Source organism: Streptomyces sp. H39-S7 (genome assembly GCF_027158205.1).
Classification (GTDB): Bacteria; Actinomycetota; Actinomycetes; order Streptomycetales; family Streptomycetaceae; genus Actinacidiphila.
Genome location: NZ_JAPVLU010000019.1, coordinates 102,282 through 121,842, shown reverse-complemented (window position 1 = coordinate 121,842; position 19,561 = coordinate 102,282). Strand labels below are relative to the sequence as shown.

Sequence of the window (19,561 nt, the reverse complement as noted above, 5' to 3'; positions counted from 1 at the left end):
GGGGAGGCGGGGTGGCGCAACAGGTCAGGGTCCGCGGGCTGACCGAGCAGGAGGGGCAGAAACTCCAGCACATCGTGCGGAGGGGCAGCACCAGCTCGGTGCGGTTTCGACGGGCGATGATGCTGCTGGCCTCGGCCGGCGGCAGCACCGCCCCGGTCATAGCCCGCCTGGTCCAGGCTGACGAGGACACCGTCCGCGACGTGATCCACCGCTTCAACGAGATCGGGCTGTCCTGCCTGGACCCTCGGTGGGCGGGAGGCCGTCCCCGCCTGCTCAGTGGTGACGACGAGGAATTCGTGATCCAGACGGCCACCACCCGCCCGACTCGGGTCGGTAAGCCCTTCACCCGCTGGTCGATCCGTAAGCTTGCCGATCACCTACGACGCAACATCGTCCGCCCGATTCGGATCGGCCGCGAGGCCCTACGGGGCTTACTGGCCCGCCGCGGGATCACCTTCCAGAGGACGAAGACCTGGAAGGAGTCCCCAGACCCGGACTTTGACGCCAAGCTGGACCGGATCGAATACGCGATCAACGAACGGCCGGAACGCACGTTCGCCTTTGACGAGTTCGGCCCGCTCGGTATCCGCCCCACCGCCGACTCCTGCTGGGCCCCCAAGAGTCACCCCGACCGCCTCCCGGCGACCTACCGCCGCACCCACGGCATCACCTACTTCCACGGCTGCTACTCGATCGGTGATGACCAGATGTGGGGCGTCAACCGGCGCCGCAAGAGCATCGACCACACCTGGGCGGCACTGAGAACGATCCGCGCCGCCCGCCCGGACGGCGCCCCGATCTACGTGATCCTGGACAACCTCTCCGCCCACACGAACTGGCGGATGAAGAGATGGGCAGCCAAGAACAAGGTCGAGCTGTGCTTCACCCCGACCTACGCTTCCTGGGCCAACCCAATCGAGGCGCACTTCGGACCGCTACGGCAGTTCACCCTCGCCAACTCCCACCACCCCAACCACACCGCCCGGACCTGGGCTCTGCACGCCTATTTGCGGTGGCGTAACAAGAACGCCCGCCACCCCGACCTCCTCGTAGCTCTACGACGCGAACGTGCCCGCATTCGCAGTGAGAAGGGCATCCGATGGGGCGGCAGACCACTACAAACAGCAGCCTGACCGCCCGACCTGGCAAGCCTTCCCGGGCACAGCACTACATGTCGAAGGGTTCGTAGCGGGCGTCGCCTCCGGGCCAGGCGCGGTCCATGAACGGCGCCCGGTCGAGGCCGTCGAAGCAGCGCATCAGGAAGTCGGTGAAGGTGCCGCTGGTGCGGTACCACTCTGCGCACTCGCTGCCGACCACGATCTCCCAGTTGCCCGGATCCGGGTCGCTGGCCAGGAAGTAGTACTCGCTGCTGTGCTCGTCGTGGCCCCAGCGGATGAGCCCACCAGGGTCGAGGTGGAAGGGGAAGGGGTAGAGGTCCTCCGACCCTCTCCGTGCATCGCGCCATGCCTCCTGGGACCAGAAGTCCTCGAGTTCGGCAGGGGTCATGAGACCCGTCGGCCGGTCCAGGTGGAGGTACCCGCCGAGGGTTCCCGGCCCGTACACGTCCATGAAGGCCTTGTAGTCTGCGGGCAGCGTGACACCGAGGTGCCGTTCGGAGGCATCCCAGACCTCTCGGCGCGGCCAGCCCCACGCCTCCTCGGGCTCACCGAGCAGTGCCTGGAGGCGTTCCAATGGCGATGGCATGTCTTCCCTCGTCCCTGATATGTGACTGGCCGGGAATATCATCAGGCCTCCCTCTGACAACGCCGATAGGCGCCCAGGTCGCTGCCGTGGGGTGTGCTGCAACGGGCGATGGCCGGAAGGATGCCGCGGGCCCGAACCTGGTGGCGGTAGATGTCGTGGTCGTAGCCACGGCCCGCAAAGACGGACTGAGGTCCGGGCCCCCGAACGGGTGGGATGTCATCGAGCATCGAGGGGGTGGCTTCGGATGTGGAAGATCTGCAGGAAAGCTATGACGCCGAATTCACCACGTATCGTCCGTTGGTGAATGGCGAGGGGCTTCTGCCCTGGGGTGCCTCGCAGTCCGGAGATAGCTACTACTGGCGGTTCGAAAGTTCCCGCGCTGTAGCGGTGGTCACGGCGAGTAGAAGTGATTTCTTTTGGGAGTGCCCGGGAGCCTTGGCCAGATTTCTGGTGGCGTGGCTCTGCGGCGATATTTCTCCATTGGATCAGCCGACCATAGAGCAGTTGGGTGAGCCGCGGTTTTCGGTAGTGCGCGCTAGATGATGCCTAGCACCTGGTGCGGCTGGGATCGATGATCCCATTTGTTCAGCCCGGACATACAGGAGGGGAATTTGCGGTGAGTAAAAGAGTAGAGATGATTTTCGGAGAGCGAAGGAATTTTCGATCTGGGAAGGCGGAGTCCTGGGCGGCGATTGACGACTGGCTCGGGTTCGAATTGCCGATGGACTACCGAGAGTTTGTCGATGGTTACGGATATCCCGTGGTGGCGGGGCATCTCTATATCCCTCATCCCGATGGAACGGATCCTCTTCTCGATTTCATTCGCGAGGAGCGGCTTATTCTTCATGAGGTGCATGATGGCAACGAGGGGTCCCCGAGCGAATATTGCGCGTCTGGGACGATATTGTGCGTTGGGGATACCATGACTGGAATGGCGATTCATGTCTCCTTCTGCCGCCGATCGGGGACAGCGGATGGAGTGTGGCGGTCGTCTTTCGGCAATGTGCCGAAATGCTCATTTTCGATCGCGGAGTGGTTGACTTCCTTGAACTGATCCTTTGTCGAGGAAAGTGCCCGCGCGGATGGCCGACCGGGCTACCCCGCTGGAGCGCCATGGACAACAGCCCGATCATCTAAGGAGGACGTGCAGTATGGCGAGCGAAGCGGATTTCCAGGCGTTGATGCGGATCATGCCGCCCCACGCTGGTGCGGGCGATGTTGTGGACTGGGCTGCGGTTGAACAGGGCTGGGGATTCCAGTTCCCTGTGGACTACAAGCGGTTCATGGAGGTGTACGGCGGGGGCGCTATCGACAATTACTTGGCAACGATCTCGCCGGAGCCCTTTGGATTGGATGCCGCATTTCAAGGCATGATTTCCGAGACACGCAACGCTCGCGCCAACTGGGATCGTCGTCCGGGTGGGCAAGGAGTGGTGACTGCATCTTCGTCCCTGGTGGTTTGGGGAGTTGATGCCAGTGCCGACCTGCTCTGCTGGGTAACCGATGGTGCAGACCCTGACCGCTGGCCGGTGATGGTATGGAATCAGGACGACCGACAGTGGACCGTGTTCAACTGTGGCATGGCGGATTTCTTGCTCCGTATGTTCCGGGCGGAGTTTGATGAGTGTCCTTTGGGTGACCTTTCGTTGTGGGGAGAGGCAGATCCACAATTCCTGCATACGAATGAGGAGAAACGTCTCCGAGCCGCCGGGCTGGATCCGTGGACCGGTGAGCCGGACCCGTTCGCCGACGCAGAGTACAACTGAGCGGCGCTGCGGGCACCCGCTGGCAGCGTCAGGACAGGACCACGCTCGTGACCTGGCCGTCCACCCGGTCGACCGTGGGTGGGCCCGTGAAGTCGAGGGCTCGGGCGGTCCGGAACTGGCGGGGGGTGCGGCCGATCATTGCTTTGAACTCGCGGTTCAGGTGCGCCTGGTCGCTGAATCCGCACTCGGCGGCGATGCCGGCCACTGGCCGGTTCTCCGCCATCAGTCGCAGCACCTTGCGCAGCCGCATGACGCGGGCCGCGCCCTTCGGCGTCAGGCCGATCTCCGCGCGGAAGCGGTTCTCCAACTGGCGCCAGCCCCAGCCCGTGGCGGCGACGAGTTGACCGATGGGCAGGGCTCCGGAGGTCCTGGCGAGTTCCCGCCAGGCGTACTGGACGCGGGCGGAGGCCGGAACGGCGTCCGCGGACCAGCGGAGGAAGGTTGCGTCCAGCAGGTCGAAGCGCTGGGCCCAGCCGGGCGCGCAGGCGAGGGCGTCGGCGAGATCGCGGCAGCGGGGGCCGAGCAGGTCGATGGGGTCGGCGATCGTGTCGGCCAGTTCGTGCATCGGGATCCCGAACAGTGAATATCCCTTCCACGGCGTGAGGATGACCTCCAATCCGTACAGCCGGCCGCTGTGCCGCCCGAGGCCGGCGGTGGTGCGCAGTCCGACGAGCATCGAGCGGTGGGCGCTGCCGGGAGCCGACGGTGTCGCGGCTTCCGTCACCCGCAGCTCGTGGTCGAAGGAGAACACCAGCGTCACGACGCCGTCCGGAACCTCCAGCCGCTGCCGCGGCAGGCCCAGGTCCAACCGGAACCCCCGGTACTGCTGAACTCCCGGCCGCAGCCGCGCGTGCGGCAGCGCCGTCGCCACCTCCCAGTGGCCCTCAGGACTTGCCAGATGTTGCATAGCCCGTTCCCCCGTAGTCCCGTAACCGTGCTTCCACCTCATCCTGCGGGGTCGGGAAGGGAACAGGGGTGCGGTTTTTGGTCAGAGTCGGTCAGGAAGTGGGGAAGGCGATACGGATTCCATGGGTCCGTTCGGACTGGCGGATTCCTGGGACGAGGGAATTCCGGATGGTGTTGATCTCACTGCCGTGGCGGGCGACGAATGAGGTGCGGAGTTCCTTGCGGAGAGGATCCCGTGCGGATTCGACGGGGACCATGCATGTCGCATAAATGCGCGCGAGCGCGAGATCGTGCGGGCTCGCGTCGGCTAGGGCGAAGAAATCGCTCTCGGTGTGGGCCTTCAGCTGATGATCCCGCAGGCACCGGGAGAAGGAGTGGAATGCCTGGGCTACCGGCGGCCGGTCCCGCAGCGCGGTGATGTCGCGCCACCACTGCCCCTGCAAGGACGCGTAGAGGGCACGGAACCGCTGGGCGGCGGCGCCTCCCTCCGTGACGCAGCGGTCCTGGGCCGCTGCCGCTGCCGATCCCTTCGGGGCGGTGGACGCGGTGGTGTCGGCGGGGGTGTCGGTGCTCAGGCCGTGGGCCCGGAGGAGCTGGAGGTCGGGCAGGTCGAGGAAGCGCGTCAGCATGGGGGGAGCGATCTCCGGCATGGGGACGCGCGCGGACCGGGCGCAGGTGCGGGTGGCGGTGTAGCCGATGGTCTGGGCGAAGAGGTCCAGGCCTTGGCTGCCCCGGGACTCCACGCCCGTAGTGGGCAGGATCAGGGCCGTGAGGTCCGCCGGGATGTCGTAGGTGGTCCGCACAGGAGGGGGTGCCGCGACGGAAGGGGTCGGGGTCTCGGTGGCAGCCGTGCCGGTGCATCCGGCTGCTGCCAGGGCGATAACGGCGCAGGTCAGGTTGATGGCGAAAGCTCTGTTGAGCACCGGGGTCTCCAGGACGCGGGTCCCGCGACCGGGCCCCGGGCGTGACCCGGGGCCCGGTCCGACGGTCGGGTCAGTGGGCGACGGTCACGCTGTCGCCGCCGTCGTAGTAGCTGCCGACGCCCATGGGGGTGCCGGAGCTGACGTCGGAGAGCAGGACGATCCACGGGCTGTGGCTGCCGTCATCGGCCCAGACGTAGCCGCGCGAGCCGCGGATCCAACTGCCGGACGAGTTGCGGTAGAAGCCGGCGTACGAGTCGCCGAGGTTGGACGTCGAGTCGTTCGAGTAGGTCAGGTTCAGGTCGCTGCAGCCGCTGCTGCCCGACTTGTTGACGGTCGAGCCGTGGGCCCGGTAGGCGGTGGAGAGCGACTTGGTGGCACAGGCCTGGCCGGACGCGGATGCGGCCGGCGCGACCGCGAACAGCGTGCCTCCCGCGAGGCCGGCTACAGCCAGCGCGGTGGCCACGATGGATCTACGCATGGGATTCCTTTCCGAGCGCCGAATGGAACCCCTTCACCCTCCATTCCCGGCGGCAGGGATTATTGAAGAAATTCGCACTCCCGCCCCACACCCACACCATCCCCACTAACGGGAGATCGAATTCAGGCGGTGCCCGGCTCGGTGAGCCAACGCGTGCGCTGGTGCGTGTGCTTGGAAATGGTCTCGAAGTCCGCGTCGTAGTGCAGCAGCGTCAGGTCCGAGAGTTCCGCCACGGCCGCCACGACGAGATCCACCGGTCCCGCCGAGCGGTGCTCGCCGTGCCCCGTCAGGAGTTCCTGGACCTCGCGGGCCCGTCGGAAGATGCCGTCGGGCGTCGGGGCCGAGTTGAAGATCTGGTGCAGGCGTTCCTGCTTCGCCCCACGGTCGGAACGCGACCGGGCGGAGAAGAGGATCTCCAGCTCGGTGAGGTCGCAGAGGGCGATGAGTCCGCTGCCGAGCGCGGGCCCCCACTGGGCGTCGAACTTGTCGCTGATCAGCAGCCGGGCGGCGGCCGAAGTGTCGGCGAGGTAGGAGACCGTCGTCACCTGCGGAAGTTCTCCTTGTCGAGAAGGAGGTCGAAGTCGCCCTGGGCGCCCAGCTCGCGCATCTCGGCCAGCGCTATCGCGCGGCTGCGGTGCCTGACGATCTCCTGGAGGGCGGTGTTGACCGTGTCCTTCTTGGTCGAGGTGCCGAGGAGCTCGGCGGCCTTCGCGAGGGCGTCGTCGTCGACTTCGAGGAGCAGTTTGGACATGACGCCTCCCATATAGATGGTTAGCGGTTAGTGTATATACGGCGGTGCCTGTCAGGCAACGCGTGAGGCGTCAGCCCAGCGTCAGGACCACCAGCGCCGCTGCTGCCGCCGTCTCCGACAGGGCGCCGAAGACGTCGCCCGTGATGCCGCCGAAGCGGGTGCGGCAGTGGCGGAGGAGGAGTTCGGCTGCGGTGAGGGCGAGGAGGGCTGACAGGGCGAAGTGGAAGGCACCCGTCAGGCCGAAGAGGGATCCTGACGCCGCTGCCAGCGCCACTGCGCCGGCGGCCGCCACGGCCGCCGTCCGCAGCGGAACGGTGCCCGCGACGGCGGCGCCCAGGCCGTCCGGGCGGGCCGGGGGGACGCCGTCGCGGCAGGCCAGGGTCATGGCGGTGCGGGCGACGACGGCGGAGACGGCGGCCGCGGCGGCGCCGTGCGACCAGCTGCCGGCGTAGAGGGCGGCCAGGCAGGCGACCTGGGTGAGCAGGACGAAGAGCAGCGTCAGGACGCCGAAGGGTCCGATGTCCGACTGCTTCATGATCCGCAGGGCGTCCTCGGCGGGCTTGGCGCTGCCGAGGCCGTCGGCGGTGTCGGCCAGGCCGTCCAGGTGCAGGCCGCGGGTGAGGGCGGCGGGCACGGCGGCGGTGGCGACGGCGGCGAGCAGCGGGGAGGCGTCCAGGAGCAGCAGCGCTCCGCCGACCGCGGCGGCGCACAGGCCCACCACCGCGCCGACGACCGGCGCGCACAGCATCCCGCCGCGTGCGGCGGGCCGGTCCCAGCGGGTCACGGTCACCGGCAGCGCGGTGAGGGTGCCGAACGCGAAGCGGAGCGCGTCCGCGGCGGAGGGCTTGCCGGAGCTGGAGTCGGAGTCGGAGCCGGAGTCGGCGTGGGAGTCGGAGTCGGTCACCGCGTGAGGCTACCCCGGGGTCCGCCGCGCCGGCTCCGGCCGAAGCGCCGCCTCCCGGCGCCGCCGGAGGTGGCCCTCCAGGCCGCACAGCAGCAGCGTCGCGACGATCGCCGTCAGGTGCTCGAAGCCCGCGAGGTTCACGATGAAGACGACCTCGACGAGCATCGCGACGATCAGCGCGCCACCCGTCCACCACGCCCGGTACCGGCAGGCCACGTACACGCCGAGCGCGACGACCGCCGCCGAGGGGCCCGTGTCGCGCACGACCAGGGTGGAGACCGGCAGCCCGAGGAAGCCGTCGGGGCCCACCGCGAGCGAGTACCGGGCGAACGACGTGCCGGCGACCGTCGCCAGGAGCCCGATGCCGAGGGTGTGCCGCTTGCCGACCGTCATCTCGGCGATGCCGAACATGAAGACGACCTGGGCGATCAGCCCCCACACCGGCAGGGACGGGTCGGGGACGAAGAGCGACAGCGGAGTGCGCAGCAGCGCCTTCCACCACGGGAGCGTCGCGTAGACGCCGCCCACCCGGTTGACCCACTGGGTGCCGGTGCTCCCCGAGTGCTGGATCACCTGGAGAGCCAGGATCAACGCGCACGCGCCCAGCGTCATGGGCACCGCGCGCAGCTTCTTCGTCCGCAGCTCAAACGTGACGTCTCGGTATATAACGCCCCATTCGACGTATGCGAAATCGCGGAACCGCTTGAGGAACGGGCTCACCTGACAGCGGTCCGCTCTCGGTCACGTCGACGCAGCGGGGACGGCAGCCGCGGCGCTTCGAGGAAGCCCTCGGCGCGGGCGCTGGCGATACCGATCCGCGGCAGCTCGCTGCTCTTGCCGAACAGCAGGTAGCGCGGCTCCCAGATGGGCCGGTACTTGGCGTTGGCCCGGTACAGCGACTCGATCTGCCACCAGCGCGAGAAGAACGTCAGCAGGGAGCGCCAGAACCGCAGCACCGGTCCGGCGCCGAGCTTCGAGCCGCGCTCGAACACCGAGCGGAACATCGCGAAGTTCAGCGAGATCTGCCGCACGCCCACCTCGTCGGCGCGCTGGATCAGCTCGATGACCATGAACTCGATCAGCCCGTTGTCGGAGTCGCGGTCCCGGCGCATCAGATCCAGCGACAGCCCCCGCGGGCCCCACGGCACGAAACTGAGCACCGCGCGCGGCACGCCCTCGCCGTCATGGCACTCGACCATCACGCAGCGCCCGTCGGCAGGGTCGCCGAGCCGGCCGAGCGCCATCGAGAAGCCGCGCTCGGTCTCGCCGTCGCGCCAGGCGTCGGCGTGCTCCAGGACCGCGTCCATCCCGTCCGCGGGGATGTCGTCGTGCCGACGGATCGTGACGGTGTAACCGGTCCGCTTGACGCGGTTGTAGGCCTGCCGCACGCTCCGCATCGCGCGGCCGTCCAGGGTGAACTCGGCGGTCTCGACGATCGCCTCGTCCCCGATCTCCAGGGCGTCCAGGCCGTGCCGGGCGTAGATCACGCCCGCTTCCTCGCTCGCACCCATCACCGCGGGCACCCAGGCGTGTTCGCGGGCCTCGGCGAGCCAGGCGTCGATGGCGCCGGGCCAGGCCTCGGGATCGCCGATCGGATCACCGGACGCCAGCGACACCTCCCCGACGACGCGGTACGCGATCGCGGACTTTTCGCTCGGCGACCAGATGACGCTCTTGTCGCGGCGCAGCGCGAAGTAGCCGAGCGAGTCCCGGTCGCCGTAGCGGTCCAGGAGCCCGCGCAGCTTGGTCTCGTCCTCCGGGCCGAGCAGGGCCCGGCCGCGCGGCGAACGGAACGCCACGTACAGCACCAGCAGGAAGAGCAACGCACTCATGACGTTGATGACGACATCCACCCACCCGGGCGTTGAGATGTTCGCGAAATTGTCGTCATTCGGGTCGAGCGCGATCATGCGCTTGATCGCGTAGCGGAAGCCGTCCCAGAAGCCCGAGCCGTGCTCCCGGTTGGTCGCCAGGACCAGGAGTGCGCTGATCAGCGAGCCCACGATGAGGCCGCCGACGGCGGTCAGGACCGCGTGCAGGGGGTTGGAGCGGTCGCCCTTGGCCCGGAACTCGTGGCGGCCGACCAGCAGGGCGGCGACGAAGGAGCCGGTCAGCGCCAGCGTGATCCAGTTCTGCACGTGGCCGCGGAACTCGCCGTACGCGGCCATCGACAGCGCGAGCACCAGCAGGAACAGCCCGCTCAGCACGAGATTGAGCACCCACGCGGCCCGTTTGCGCCGCCGCATGGTGACGGCGAAGAAGAGCGCGAACACACCCGTGGTGAAGCCCGCGGTCAGCAGGTACGGGGTGAAGAGGTCCTCGATGTTGTGCCGGCGGATGTCGGCACCGAAGGAGACCCACACCGCCCCGAGGAAGTTCAGGAACGCGACGACCCGCAGGTACCAGACGGCGTAGGCGGCGGAGCGCTGCCCCCAGACATGCGGACGGCTCTCCCCGTCCTGCGCCGTGCGCCCCGGTGTCGTGCTGCCCGTTCCCATGGTTTTGGATCTTATGACGGAATGTCCGGATCCTCGTCACAGGAGGGCCGACCGGTTCCGGCCGAACACCCGTTCCGGCCGCCAGGGAGCGGCCGGATCGCCGCGTTACCGGCCCTCGACCGGATCCGCGGGCGGCTCGTCCGACGTGACGGAGACGGGTTCCCCGGCGGGCTCGGGGACCCGCTCCACGACCGGCTCGCCGGACACGTCCGGCAATTCCGCCGCCAGCGCCGCCGCGACCTGCAGCAGCGGCAGCGCCAGCAGCGCGCCGGTGCCCTGGCCGACCTGAACGCCGTGGTCGAGCAGCGGCTCGATGGAGAGCCGGTCCAGGGCCTTGGCCTGCCCCGGCTCGCCACTGGCCTGGCCCGCCAGCCACCAGTCGGGGGCCCGGAACGCCACGCGCTGCGCGACCAGGGCGCAGGCCGCGGTGACGACTCCGTCGAGGACGACGGGCAGCTTGCGCACGGCCGCCTGCAGCAGGAACCCGGTCATCGCGGCGAAGTCCGCGCCACCGCTCGCGGCCAGCAGTTCGAGCTGGTCGCCCAGGACCGGACGGGCCCGGCGCAGCCCGTCACGGATCGCCGCGCACTTGCGCATCCACGCGAGGTCGTCGATGCCGGAGCCCCGGCCGGTCACCACGGAGGCGTCCGTACCGCACAGCGCCGCCACGAGGATGCCGGCGGGAGTGGTGCCGCCGACGCTGATGTCACCGAGCAGAACGAGGTCGGTGCCGGAATCGGCCTCCTCGTCGGCGATGGCCATACCCGCGCGGAAGGCCAGCTCGGCCTCCTCGACGGTGAGCGCGTCCTCCACGTCCACCCGGCCCGAACCGCGGCGCACCCGGTGCGCGGTGACGTCGGCGGGCAGTTCCGCCGGGTCGCAGTCCAGCGCCATGTCGATCACGCGAATCTGCGCCCCGAACTGACGGGCCAGCACGTTCACGGGAGCGCCCCCGTCGAGCACCGTCCGGACCAGCGCCACCGCCGTACCGGGCTCGTGCGCCGAGACCCCCAGACTCGCCGCACCATGGTCCCCGGCGAACAGCAGCACCCGCGGCCGGGCGATCGGCCGCGCCGGAACGCACCCCTGAGCAGCGGACAGCCACTCCGCCAGCTCCGCGGGCTTGCCGAGAGCGCCCGCCGGGCTCACCAGCCGCTGCCACCGGTCTTGCGCGTCACGCCGCACACCGGCGTCGGGACGCTCCACCAGGGAGCCGAAGTCATCAAGATTCAGGCCGCTCATTCGCCGCACAGTACCGGCTGCGCCGGTGCTGGTGGGAAGGGGGCGCCTCCCGGCCACCGGCCGGGGGATGGTGCGCGGCCCGGCGCGGGCCCTTGGGGCCGGGGCGCACCGTCCGCGCCGGCCGGGGCTCGCGACAGCCGTCGCAAGCGTGCGCCCGCACGGCTCGCCGCCGCCCAGCCCCAGCGCGCCCGCGGACCTACCCAACCAGCCCGCGGATGCCGGCAGGCTCGCACCACCGCAGACCTGTCGGTGACGCGAGGGGACGGGGTCGCAGGTGCGGGGGTGCGAAATGCTGCCGAGCTATTTGTGAGCCGCCAGGCTCGTAAATAGTCGATTTCGCACCCCCGCACCGGAGAGCCCGGCGCCGGACCCACCCCCTAGCCGCGCAGCGTCAACGCCTGACCCGCCACCACCAGCAGCACATGCTCCGACTCCGAAGCCACCGCCGCATTGAGCCGCCCCAGCTCGTCGCGGAACCGGCGGCCCGACGCCGTCGCCGGTACCACCCCCGAGCCCACCTCGTTGCTGACCGCGACGACGGTGCGCCGCGTCGCCCGCCACGCTGCCGTCAACCCGGCGGTGAGGTCGGGGAGTGCGCGCTCACCGGACGACGACCACCGGTCGTCGTCCCACGCGCCGACGGAGTCCATCGCGGACGTCAGCCACAGCGCGAGGCAGTCGATGAGCAGCGGCGGCCCGTCCGCGGCGAGCAGCGGCACCAGGTCGCAGGTCTCCTGCGTCGCCCACGTGCCCGGCCGGCGCTCGCGGTGCAGGGCGACGCGGCGCGCCCACTCCTGGTCGCCCTCGCGGCCGCCCCCGGTGGCCACGTACAGGACGTCGGAGAACGCGGCGAGCCGGCGTTCCGCCTCGGCGGACTTGCCGGAGCGTGCGCCACCGAGCACCAGCGTGCGGCGGGGCACGTCCGGTACGTCGTGGTAGTCGCCGGCGGTCAGCGTCGTGCCGTCGGGGACGGCGCGCACACCCAGCGCGGCGAGCCGGCGGCGCAGCTCGGCGCCGGGCGGCGCGTTGTGGTCGAGGTGCACCGCGACGACGTCGGTGGTCGCGCCCACCGCGCCGGCGGCGCGCAGCCTGGCCAGCGTGTCGGGCCGGTCGACCGCGTCGAACAGCACGATGTTGTACGGGGCCGCGGCTTCCTGGACCCCGGCCGGCGCGGAGCCCGGCGGCAGGTAGAGGGCGCGCATGCCGTCCGGCCCCTCGACCTCGTAGCCGGTGCCGGGCGCGTCCGTGGGGACCGCGCGCACCCGGTGCCCGGTCAGCAGCGTCAGCTCCTGCCCGTCCGGTACGCGGCCCGGCGTCGGCAGGCCGGCGGGGATCTCCACCGCGGGCCCGTCGTGCGGGTGCGACAGCAGTGCCTGCCGCACGCCGCCCAGCGAGTGCCCGGAGCGGGCCGCCGCGAAGGCCAGGCCGGGGGTGAGGTCGAGCAGCAGCACGCCGTCCACGAGGACGGCGGTCGCGGCGCGCGGCCCGTCGCGGTCGCCGATGGCGCCCGCACAGGAGGCGCAGGGGCAGTCGGGCAGGGGCAGGCCCTCGGGGCCTCCGGTGCCGAGCAGTGTCAGTTCCACCCCCTGATCGTCTCGCGTCCGCGTACGGCGGGCTCGCCGGGTCCGCCATGCGGTTACCCTGCGGGACAGGTACACGACGGACAGCAGCAGCTGTGGACCGAGGACCGAGGAGAAATACATGGCGTGGACGTGGCGGTTCGAGAAGGCCGACGGCACCGAGGTTGCGCCCGCGGTGGAGCCGGAGGAGTTCACGACCCAGGGGGATGCCGAGTCCTGGATCGGTGAGCTCTGGAAGGACCTGGTGGAGGGCGGTGCGGACCAGGTCGTCCTCTTCGACGGGGAGACGAAGATCTACGGTCCGATGAGCCTGCACGGCAACGAGGAGTAGCTCGTCCGACGGGGAGGGGCGCCCACCGGAGGCGGGCGCCCCTCGCGCCCCTCCCGACCCGTACGGGTCGGACCGGTCGGATCGACCCCGGCGTCACGTTGCGTGCCGCGTCCCTCGCGTCCTAGGAGCGCACTCCGCACAGGTGCAGGAGGGCCGCCACCGCGCGGTACGGGTCGGTCCGCCCGGCCCGCTCCTCGGCGGCCAGCAGCGGTTCGAGATCCGCCGGCAGGGCCGCGTCGTTCGGCGCGGCGTCGGTGAGGACCCGCACCCCGTACCAGGCGTCCACCGGGGTGCCGAGCCCGTTGAGGGTCACGGTCACGGCCTCCCGGCGGTCGGCGCGCACCTCGAGGCCGAGCCGGTTGGTGTAGGTCTGGCTGCCGAAGGCGGCCAGCGCCCCGGGCCAGTCGCCGAGCAGCCCCGGCCGCATGGCCAGCGCGTCGGCGTTGCGCACGAGCAGCGAGAGCAGACCGCCGGGTGCGAGCACCCTGGCCAGCGCCGCCAGCATCGGGTCGGGCTCGGACATGTACATCAGCACCCCGTGGCAGAGCACGAGGTCGAAGCTGCCGGGCCCGAAGTGCCGCCCGGTCTCGCGGCCGTCGCCCGCGATGAGGGAGACGCGCTCGCGTATGCCCTCCGGTTCGACGGACAGCGCGGTGCGCAGCGCGTCGAGCATCGCCGGGTCGGACTCCAGGCCGGTGACCTGGTGCCCGGCACGGGCCAGCCGCAGTGCCTGGGTGCCCTGGCCGGGGCCGACGTCGAGGACCCGGAGCCGGCGGCCCACGGCGAAGCGCGCCGTTATCTGCTCGTCGAGCTGGCGCGCCACCAGCTCCTGGCGGACGACGTTGCGCAGGCCGCCCAGCCCTTCCAGCCAGGCGGGCGCGCCGCCCTCGAAGCCGGATCTGCCGGTGCTCAGAGCTTCACGCCGCGCTTGACCATCGGCTTCGGCAACCGCAGGCGACGCATCTGGAGCGTCCGCATGAGGGCGTACGCCACCGCACCGCGGAGGTTCTTGTCGGGGAAGCGCTTCCGCAGCTGCTTGCGCAGCAGGATCGTGGTGATGACGGAGTCGACCACGATCAGGACGATCACGACCATCCACAGCAGCAGCGAGAGGTTCCGCAGCTGCGTGTTCTGGATCATGCTCAGGACGAGGATGACCACCGCGAGCGGGAGGAAGAACTCCGCGACGCGGTAGCGCGAGTCGACATAGTCCCGGACGAACTTGCGCACCGGTCCCTTGTCTCGGACCGGCAGGTAGCGCTCGTCGCCACCTGCCAGCGCTTCGCGCTGCTTGGCCATCTCGGCACGGCGAGCTTCCCGTGCCTGCTTGCCGGCGGCCTTGCGGTCGGTCGGCACGGTGGCACGGGTGCGGCGCTGGGCCTCGTTGCGCTTGGGCGTGGGGCGACCCTTGGGAGCCTGCGGGTCGCGGGGCTGGTCCTCAAGCACCGAGGTGGTTGAGGCCTGCTCATCTGGGGAACGACGTCGGAACACGACTCCAGGTTACGTGCACCGGGGCGGGAACCCCAGCCCTCACCTACTCCTTGGGCCTTAGGTCACCGAACCGTGATCGTCCCTAGGGAGGAGCGCATCCGCCCCGGAACAGTGCGGTAATGGAACCAGGGCCCGTACTGTGGGGTCTGTAGAGGTGCTGGAGCTGTAGTCCGAGAAGGGGGCGCGCGAGGCCCATGAGCGGTGTCATGAAGCGGATGGGACTGATTTTCCGCGCGAAGGCCAACAAGGCCCTGGACAGGGCCGAGGACCCGCGCGAGACGCTTGACTACTCGTACCAGAAGCAGCTGGAACTGCTGCAGAAGGTACGTCGGGGTGTGGCCGATGTCGCCACCTCGCGCAAGCGCCTGGAGCTGCAGCTGAACGAGCTGCAGAAGAAGTCGTCGACCTACGAGGACCAGGGCCGCAAGGCGCTGGCGCTGGGTCGCGAGGATCTGGCCCGCGAGGCGCTGTCGCGCCGGGCGGCGCTGCAGCAGCAGGTCACGGACCTGGAGACGCAGCACCAGACGTTGCAGGGCGAGGAGGAGAAGCTCACTCTCGCGTCGCAGCGGCTGCAGGCCAAGGTGGACGCCTTCCGTACGAAGAAGGAGACCATCAAGGCCACGTACACGGCGGCCCAGGCACAGACCAAGATCGGCGAGGCGTTCTCCGGCATCTCCGAGGAGATGGGCGACGTCGGCATGGCGATCCAGCGTGCCGAGGACAAGACCGAGCAGCTGCGCGCGCGGGCCGGTGCCCTCGACGAGCTGATGGCGTCCGGTGCCCTCGACGACCAGAGCGGCCTGCAGAAGGACGACATCCAGGCCGAGCTGGACCGGCTGTCCGGTGGTACGGACGTCGAGCTGGAGCTGGCCCGCATGAAGGCCGAGCTGGCCGGCGGCACCTCGCAGCAGGCCATCGAGGGCGGCAAGCAGCCCGAGGACCGGCCGCGGATGGACAAGCAGTAACGCCGACGACTGCCAGGCCGTAGCCGCACCCACTAGGAGGCGCCGTCATGATCGTCAGGATCATGGGGGAGGGGCAGATGCAGGTGGCCGACAGCCATCTCGTCCGCCTCGACGTGTTGGACGACGAACTGCTCGCCGAGATCAAGAGCGGTGACGAGGCGGGCTTCCGCAAGACACTGGGAGCCCTGCTCGACGCCGTACGAGAACTGGGCGAACCGCTTCCCGACGCCTCGCTGGAACCGTCGGAGCTGATCCTTCCGTCTCCCGACGCCTCCCTCGCGGAGGTCAGGGAGATGCTCGGCGACGACGGGCTCATCCCCGGCTGAGCCGGGCGACAACACCTCGCACCTCGTACCGCTCACGAACGGGCGGGCCGGAACCCCCAGGGTCCCGGCCCGCCCGTTCGGCGTTCGCCGTCTCTACGGCAGGGCGAGCATCTGCTCCAGCGCGAGCTTGGCGTACCGCTCGGTCTCCTCGTCCACCTGGATGCGGTTGACGAGCTTGCCGTCCGCCAGCGACTCCAGGGTCCACACCAGGTGCGGCAGGTCGATGCGGTTCATCGTCGAGCAGAAGCAGACGGTCTTGTCGAGGAAGACGACCTGCTTGTCCGGGTGCGCCTTGGCGAGCCGGCGGACCAGGTTCAGCTCGGTGCCGATCGCCCACGCCGAGCCGGCCGGGGCCGCGTCCAGCGCCTTGATGATGTACTCCGTCGAGCCCACGTAGTCGGCGGCGGAGACGACCTCGTGCTTGCACTCGGGGTGCACCAGGACGTTCACGCCGGGTATCCGGGCGCGGACGTCCTCGACCGACTCGATCGAGAAGCGGCCGTGCACGGAGCAGTGGCCCCGCCACAGGATCATCTTGGCGTCGCGCAGCTGCTGGACGGTCAGGCCGCCGTTCGGCTTGTGCGGGTTGTAGAGGACGCAGTCGTCGAGCGACAGGCCCAGGTCGCGTACCGCGGTGTTGCGCCCGAGGTGCTGGTCGGGAAGGAAGAGCACCTTCTCGCCCTGCGAGAACGCCCACTCCAGGGCGCGCTCGGCGTTCGAGGACGTGCAGATCGTGCCGCCGTGCCGGCCGGTGAAGGCCTTGATGTCGGCGGAGGAGTTCATGTAGGAGACGGGGACGGTGGTCCCGGCCACGCCCGCCTCGGTCAGCACGTCCCAGCACTCGGCGACCTGCTCAGCGGTGGCCATGTCGGCCATCGAGCAGCCGGCCGCCAGGTCCGGGAGGATCACGGCCTGATCGCCGGACGTGAGGATGTCCGCGGACTCGGCCATGAAGTGCACTCCGCAGAAGACGATGTACTCGGCTTCCGGGCGGGCGGCGGCGTCGCGCGCGAGTTTGAAGGAGTCGCCCGTCACATCGGCGAACTCGATGACCTCGTCGCGCTGGTAGTGGTGGCCCAGGATGAAGACCTTGCTGCCGAGCCTGGCTTTGGCGGCGCGGGCGCGCTCGACCAGGTCGGGGTCGGACGCGGCCGGCAGGTCGCCGGGGCAGTCGACACCGCGCTCGCTGCGGGGATCGGACTCCCGCCCGAGCAGCAGCAGGGCGAGCGGCGTGGGCTGAACATCCAGCACATCCAGCGGTTCTGTGGTGGTCACGGGCCCGGAGCCCTTTCTGTGCAGCACAGCCTTTTCGTCTACCTGACGTTATTTATGATAGCCCGTTCGTGTCAGATTGACGATGGGGGTCGCGTCAATGTGACGCATTCCGTTCCGGGCCGGGTGTGTGCGAGCATTGACGGGCATAGGACGTATCGGACCCGGAATGAATCCGGGAGGACACCGGTTACGAGTTGATGGCAGAAGAAGTCCGAACAACCCGGGAGTGAAGCAGATGTCGGTTCAGGACGAGAAGACCGCCGAGACCACCGCGAACGACGGACTTCTCCTGTCGGAATCCGCTGCGGCCAAGGTCAAGGGCTTGCTTGAGCAGGAAGGCCGTGAAGACCTGGCGCTGCGCGTCGCCGTCCAGCCTGGCGGCTGCTCCGGCCTGCGCTACCAGCTGTTCTTCGACGAGCGCTCGCTCGACGGCGACGTCGTGAAGGACTTCGACGGTGTGAAGGTCGTCACCGACCGCATGAGCGCCCCGTACCTGGGCGGCGCCTCCATCGACTTCGTGGACACGATCGAGAAGCAGGGCTTCACGATCGACAACCCGAACGCCACCGGCTCCTGCGCCTGCGGCGACTCGTTCTCCTGATCTCACGCGAAGGCGGCGGCCACCCGGGAGGGTGACCGCCGCCTTCGTCGTGCCGCGAGGCGTCCCTGCGGGAGCCGCTACTTGAGCAGCGGCACGATCGCGCCGTCGTACAGGTCCACGACCTTGCGGTCGCCGAGCGGGTGCTCCAGGCGCACCGTCCGGACGGTGTCCTTGGCGATCATGATGCACACCCGCTTGGCGGGATCGTGCGTGCCGGTGATCCGCACGGTCACCGCCGCCGTGGACTCCTCGGCGGTCGCCGCGTAGGTGGAGCAGACCCCGGCCCAGAAGTGCAGCTCCAGGACGTTGCCGCGCACGGTGTACGAGACGGCCTTCTGCTTCTGCGGCGCCTTCGGGTCGGTCGGCGTCACCGGATCCGCCGGGTCGGCGGGCTGTGTCGGCTCGGTCGTACCCGGGCCGCCCGGCTCGCTCGGCAGCCCCGTGCCCGGCGCGTCCCGCTGGATGTAGCGCGCCTCCACCGCCGGCTGCGCGACGGTGTGCGCCTTGGCCACACCGGCCTGCGCCACGTCGAACAGCCAGGACGGCACCAGCGCCCGCGCGCCCGAGACGAACTGCGCCGACAGCCCGAACGATGCGCCGCGGACCTCGAGCTTCTGCTCGGTGGCCGGCACACACGGCATGGTCTGCGGCAGCGTCTTGTCGTCGCTCGGCGCCGTCGGCTGCTTCGGGAGCAGCGACGGGCAGGTCCCGCCGACGCCGTGGTCCGCGCTGCCCGTCCCGGAGCCCTCCAGCTGCTTCAGGGCCCGGGCCGCGTCGACCACCGGGTACTGGTCGCCCTTCTCGAGCGTCGCCAGCAGGCCGTAACCGCCGCTCAGCTGCCCGTCCGCGCCGATCCGCAGGGTGGTGCGCCAGCCGTGCGTCGGCAGGCCGCCCACCACCGGGTCGGCGTTCACCATGCGCACCGCGCCAGCCGTCTCGCTCGCGTCGACCCTGGCGCCGGTCAGCCCGAGCGCGGCCAGGGCCGGTGCCGCGGCCTGCTTCGCCCGGTCCTCGGACACCGCGCCCTGGCCCGCGCCGGACGGTCCGGAGGACGCGGCCGACGGGCCGGACGCGGCGTCCGACGAGGTCGACGTGCCGGACGCGCCGTCCGCCGAGGCGGCCGGGGGGCCGGAGCAGACCGGGGAGTCGAGGCCGCCGCCCGCGCCCGGAGCGCTCGGCGTGCCCGGCTGCATCGGGGCCGTCCGGTAGCACTTGGCGAGCGGACCGAGCCGCGAGTACGACCAGTTGCCCTCGCCCGACCGGTTGACCTGCAAGAAGGGGCCGCTGCCGTCCGGGGTGCCGCCCGCCCGCCAGAAGTCGTGGTCGAGCTTGACGGGGCCGGGCACGTCCAGCGCCTTCGCCAGCTTCTCGACGGTCGCCTGGGTGACCTGCCCGTGCGGCCGGTGGACCGGCGCCGACTTCGGGCCGGCCGGCAGCGGCTTGACGACCGGGTACCGCGCGCCGGGAGCGGTCGCGCTGCCGCTGTCCGTGCCGGCCGCCACGTCGTTCCTGGCGCCGTCCAGCGCCAGCGGCGCGGGTGACCCGCTCTCCTTCTCGTCCGCGGTGCCGTTGCCCGCGTTCGCCGTCGCCCAGTAGGCCCCGCCGCCGCCGGCCACCAGGACCGCCGCGGCCATCGCGGCGATCGCCAGTGGCGACCTGAAGCGGCGGCGCGGGACGGGATGGTCCATCGTGTCTTCGTTGCGTTCGGTGCTCACCGTGCTGCTCCCTCGGCTCCGTACCGTCAGATGCAGCTGTGACGGATCCGGTGCCCGCGCGGTTCCCCCCGCGCGGGTCCGCGGCCGGCCCGGGACGGGCCCGGG

At 70.2% G+C, this 19,561-nt stretch carries 23 protein-coding genes and 1 pseudogene; 8 read left to right on the top strand and 16 right to left on the bottom strand.

The window, feature by feature from the left end:
- Window positions 1-11 precede the first annotated feature (11 nt).
- The gene (locus tag O3X23_RS20130; RefSeq protein WP_269272824.1) at window positions 12-1,133 is read left to right on the top strand and encodes an IS630 family transposase; all 1,122 of its coding nucleotides are present in this window, start codon (window positions 12-14) and stop codon (window positions 1,131-1,133) included.
- A gap of 34 nt (window positions 1,134-1,167) precedes the next feature.
- Here the strand turns inward: O3X23_RS20130 and O3X23_RS20125 are convergent, their stop codons facing one another.
- Together O3X23_RS20125 and O3X23_RS20120 are read right to left on the bottom strand one after the other, a co-directional pair.
- Window positions 1,168-1,704 carry an SMI1/KNR4 family protein gene (locus O3X23_RS20125; RefSeq protein ID WP_269272823.1) on the bottom strand — a complete coding sequence of 179 codons (537 nt, stop codon included), beginning with the start codon at window positions 1,702-1,704 and terminating at the stop codon, window positions 1,168-1,170.
- Between the two features lie 62 nt (window positions 1,705-1,766).
- Window positions 1,767-1,961: pseudogene (locus tag O3X23_RS20120) on the bottom strand (IS5/IS1182 family transposase); the annotation flags it as partial.
- Here O3X23_RS20120 and O3X23_RS20115 point away from each other — a divergent pair.
- From O3X23_RS20115 to O3X23_RS20105, 3 genes are all read left to right on the top strand, one after another.
- A complete protein-coding gene (locus O3X23_RS20115) occupies window positions 1,939-2,247 on the top strand; it encodes a hypothetical protein (RefSeq protein WP_269272822.1) in 309 nt (102 codons plus the stop codon). The pseudogene O3X23_RS20120 and the gene O3X23_RS20115 overlap by 23 nt on opposite strands.
- Window positions 2,248-2,320: 73 nt before the next feature.
- Window positions 2,321-2,758 carry a hypothetical protein gene (locus O3X23_RS20110; protein WP_269272821.1) on the top strand — a complete coding sequence of 146 codons (438 nt, stop codon included), beginning with the start codon at window positions 2,321-2,323 and terminating at the stop codon, window positions 2,756-2,758.
- Between the two features lie 97 nt (window positions 2,759-2,855).
- Entirely contained in the window at window positions 2,856-3,470 is a 615-nt protein-coding gene (locus tag O3X23_RS20105; protein ID WP_269272820.1) for an SMI1/KNR4 family protein, read from the top strand.
- Between the two features lie 28 nt (window positions 3,471-3,498).
- Here the strand turns inward: O3X23_RS20105 and O3X23_RS20100 are convergent, their stop codons facing one another.
- The 10 genes from O3X23_RS20100 to O3X23_RS20055 all read right to left on the bottom strand — a co-directional run bounded on the left by O3X23_RS20100 (window position 3,499) and on the right by O3X23_RS20055 (window position 12,755).
- Entirely contained in the window at window positions 3,499-4,377 is an 879-nt protein-coding gene (locus tag O3X23_RS20100; protein WP_269272819.1) for an AraC family transcriptional regulator, read from the bottom strand.
- A gap of 91 nt (window positions 4,378-4,468) precedes the next feature.
- Entirely contained in the window at window positions 4,469-5,299 is an 831-nt protein-coding gene (locus O3X23_RS20095; protein WP_269272818.1) for a hypothetical protein, read from the bottom strand.
- Between the two features lie 70 nt (window positions 5,300-5,369).
- Window positions 5,370-5,777 carry a hypothetical protein gene (locus tag O3X23_RS20090; protein ID WP_269272817.1) on the bottom strand — a complete coding sequence of 136 codons (408 nt, stop codon included), beginning with the start codon at window positions 5,775-5,777 and terminating at the stop codon, window positions 5,370-5,372.
- 122 nt (window positions 5,778-5,899) lie between these two features.
- On the bottom strand, window positions 5,900-6,322 hold the full coding sequence (locus O3X23_RS20085) for a PIN domain nuclease (RefSeq protein ID WP_269272816.1): 423 nt from the start codon (window positions 6,320-6,322) through the stop codon (window positions 5,900-5,902).
- Window positions 6,319-6,528 (bottom strand): type II toxin-antitoxin system VapB family antitoxin, encoded by a 210-nt coding sequence (locus tag O3X23_RS20080; RefSeq protein WP_269272815.1) that lies wholly within the window; start codon window positions 6,526-6,528, stop codon window positions 6,319-6,321. Before O3X23_RS20080 ends, O3X23_RS20085 begins: the two co-directional genes overlap by 4 nt.
- A 70-nt stretch (window positions 6,529-6,598) precedes the next feature.
- The gene (locus O3X23_RS20075) at window positions 6,599-7,432 is read right to left on the bottom strand and encodes an adenosylcobinamide-GDP ribazoletransferase (protein WP_443047906.1); all 834 of its coding nucleotides are present in this window, start codon (window positions 7,430-7,432) and stop codon (window positions 6,599-6,601) included.
- 9 nt (window positions 7,433-7,441) lie between these two features.
- Complete coding sequence (locus O3X23_RS20070; RefSeq protein WP_269272814.1) at window positions 7,442-8,152, bottom strand: hypothetical protein; 711 nt, start codon at window positions 8,150-8,152, stop codon at window positions 7,442-7,444.
- Window positions 8,149-9,930, bottom strand: a complete 1,782-nt coding sequence (locus O3X23_RS20065) for a phosphatidylglycerol lysyltransferase domain-containing protein (RefSeq protein WP_269272813.1) — start codon at window positions 9,928-9,930, stop codon at window positions 8,149-8,151. The genes O3X23_RS20070 and O3X23_RS20065 overlap by 4 nt, the downstream gene beginning before the upstream one ends.
- 105 nt (window positions 9,931-10,035) lie before the next feature.
- The gene (cobT, locus tag O3X23_RS20060) at window positions 10,036-11,172 is read right to left on the bottom strand and encodes a nicotinate-nucleotide--dimethylbenzimidazole phosphoribosyltransferase (RefSeq protein WP_269272812.1); all 1,137 of its coding nucleotides are present in this window, start codon (window positions 11,170-11,172) and stop codon (window positions 10,036-10,038) included.
- Between the two features lie 377 nt (window positions 11,173-11,549).
- Window positions 11,550-12,755 (bottom strand): bifunctional adenosylcobinamide kinase/adenosylcobinamide-phosphate guanylyltransferase, encoded by a 1,206-nt coding sequence (locus tag O3X23_RS20055; protein WP_269272811.1) that lies wholly within the window; start codon window positions 12,753-12,755, stop codon window positions 11,550-11,552.
- Window positions 12,756-12,873: 118 nt separating this feature from the next.
- Between O3X23_RS20055 and O3X23_RS20050 the strand changes: the two genes are divergently transcribed.
- Window positions 12,874-13,083, top strand: coding sequence for a hypothetical protein (locus tag O3X23_RS20050; protein ID WP_269272810.1), 210 nt, complete (start codon window positions 12,874-12,876; stop codon window positions 13,081-13,083).
- Window positions 13,084-13,204: 121 nt separating this feature from the next.
- Here O3X23_RS20050 and O3X23_RS20045 read toward each other — a convergent pair whose 3' ends face one another.
- The gene (locus O3X23_RS20045) at window positions 13,205-13,906 is read right to left on the bottom strand and encodes a class I SAM-dependent methyltransferase (protein ID WP_269272809.1); all 702 of its coding nucleotides are present in this window, start codon (window positions 13,904-13,906) and stop codon (window positions 13,205-13,207) included.
- Window positions 13,907-13,992: 86 nt separating this feature from the next.
- Entirely contained in the window at window positions 13,993-14,574 is a 582-nt protein-coding gene (locus O3X23_RS20040; RefSeq protein WP_269272808.1) for a DUF3043 domain-containing protein, read from the bottom strand.
- 194 nt (window positions 14,575-14,768) lie between these two features.
- Here O3X23_RS20040 and O3X23_RS20035 point away from each other — a divergent pair, with 194 nt between their 5' ends.
- Together O3X23_RS20035 and pspAA are read left to right on the top strand one after the other, a co-directional pair.
- A complete protein-coding gene (locus tag O3X23_RS20035; protein ID WP_269272807.1) occupies window positions 14,769-15,539 on the top strand; it encodes a PspA/IM30 family protein in 771 nt (256 codons plus the stop codon).
- Window positions 15,540-15,586: 47 nt separating this feature from the next.
- Window positions 15,587-15,865 carry a PspA-associated protein PspAA gene (pspAA, locus tag O3X23_RS20030; protein WP_269272806.1) on the top strand — a complete coding sequence of 93 codons (279 nt, stop codon included), beginning with the start codon at window positions 15,587-15,589 and terminating at the stop codon, window positions 15,863-15,865.
- 93 nt (window positions 15,866-15,958) lie between these two features.
- Here pspAA and nadA read toward each other — a convergent pair whose 3' ends face one another.
- Window positions 15,959-17,140, bottom strand: a complete 1,182-nt coding sequence (gene nadA / locus O3X23_RS20025) for a quinolinate synthase NadA (protein WP_269272805.1) — start codon at window positions 17,138-17,140, stop codon at window positions 15,959-15,961.
- A 235-nt stretch (window positions 17,141-17,375) separates the two neighbouring features.
- Between nadA and O3X23_RS20020 the strand changes: the two genes are divergently transcribed.
- A complete protein-coding gene (locus O3X23_RS20020) occupies window positions 17,376-17,741 on the top strand; it encodes a HesB/IscA family protein (protein ID WP_269272804.1) in 366 nt (121 codons plus the stop codon).
- 77 nt (window positions 17,742-17,818) lie between these two features.
- Here the strand turns inward: O3X23_RS20020 and O3X23_RS20015 are convergent, their stop codons facing one another.
- Window positions 17,819-19,456 (bottom strand): hypothetical protein, encoded by a 1,638-nt coding sequence (locus tag O3X23_RS20015; RefSeq protein WP_269272803.1) that lies wholly within the window; start codon window positions 19,454-19,456, stop codon window positions 17,819-17,821.
- Between the last annotated feature and the right edge of the window lie 105 nt (window positions 19,457-19,561).

Coding starts and splice junctions, on each gene's coding strand:
- O3X23_RS20125 (WP_269272823.1), bottom strand. CDS start 1,704: ATGCCATCGCCATTGGAACGCCTCCAGGCACTGCTCGGTGAGCCCGAG.
- O3X23_RS20105 (WP_269272820.1), top strand. CDS start 2,856: ATGGCGAGCGAAGCGGATTTCCAGGCGTTGATGCGGATCATGCCGCCC.
- O3X23_RS20100 (WP_269272819.1), bottom strand. CDS start 4,377: ATGCAACATCTGGCAAGTCCTGAGGGCCACTGGGAGGTGGCGACGGCG.
- O3X23_RS20090 (WP_269272817.1), bottom strand. CDS start 5,777: ATGCGTAGATCCATCGTGGCCACCGCGCTGGCTGTAGCCGGCCTCGCG.
- O3X23_RS20080 (WP_269272815.1), bottom strand. CDS start 6,528: ATGTCCAAACTGCTCCTCGAAGTCGACGACGACGCCCTCGCGAAGGCC.
- O3X23_RS20065 (WP_269272813.1), bottom strand. CDS start 9,930: ATGGGAACGGGCAGCACGACACCGGGGCGCACGGCGCAGGACGGGGAG.
- cobT (WP_269272812.1), bottom strand. CDS start 11,172: ATGAGCGGCCTGAATCTTGATGACTTCGGCTCCCTGGTGGAGCGTCCC.
- O3X23_RS20050 (WP_269272810.1), top strand. CDS start 12,874: ATGGCGTGGACGTGGCGGTTCGAGAAGGCCGACGGCACCGAGGTTGCG.
- O3X23_RS20035 (WP_269272807.1), top strand. CDS start 14,769: ATGAGCGGTGTCATGAAGCGGATGGGACTGATTTTCCGCGCGAAGGCC.
- pspAA (WP_269272806.1), top strand. CDS start 15,587: ATGATCGTCAGGATCATGGGGGAGGGGCAGATGCAGGTGGCCGACAGC.
- O3X23_RS20020 (WP_269272804.1), top strand. CDS start 17,376: ATGTCGGTTCAGGACGAGAAGACCGCCGAGACCACCGCGAACGACGGA.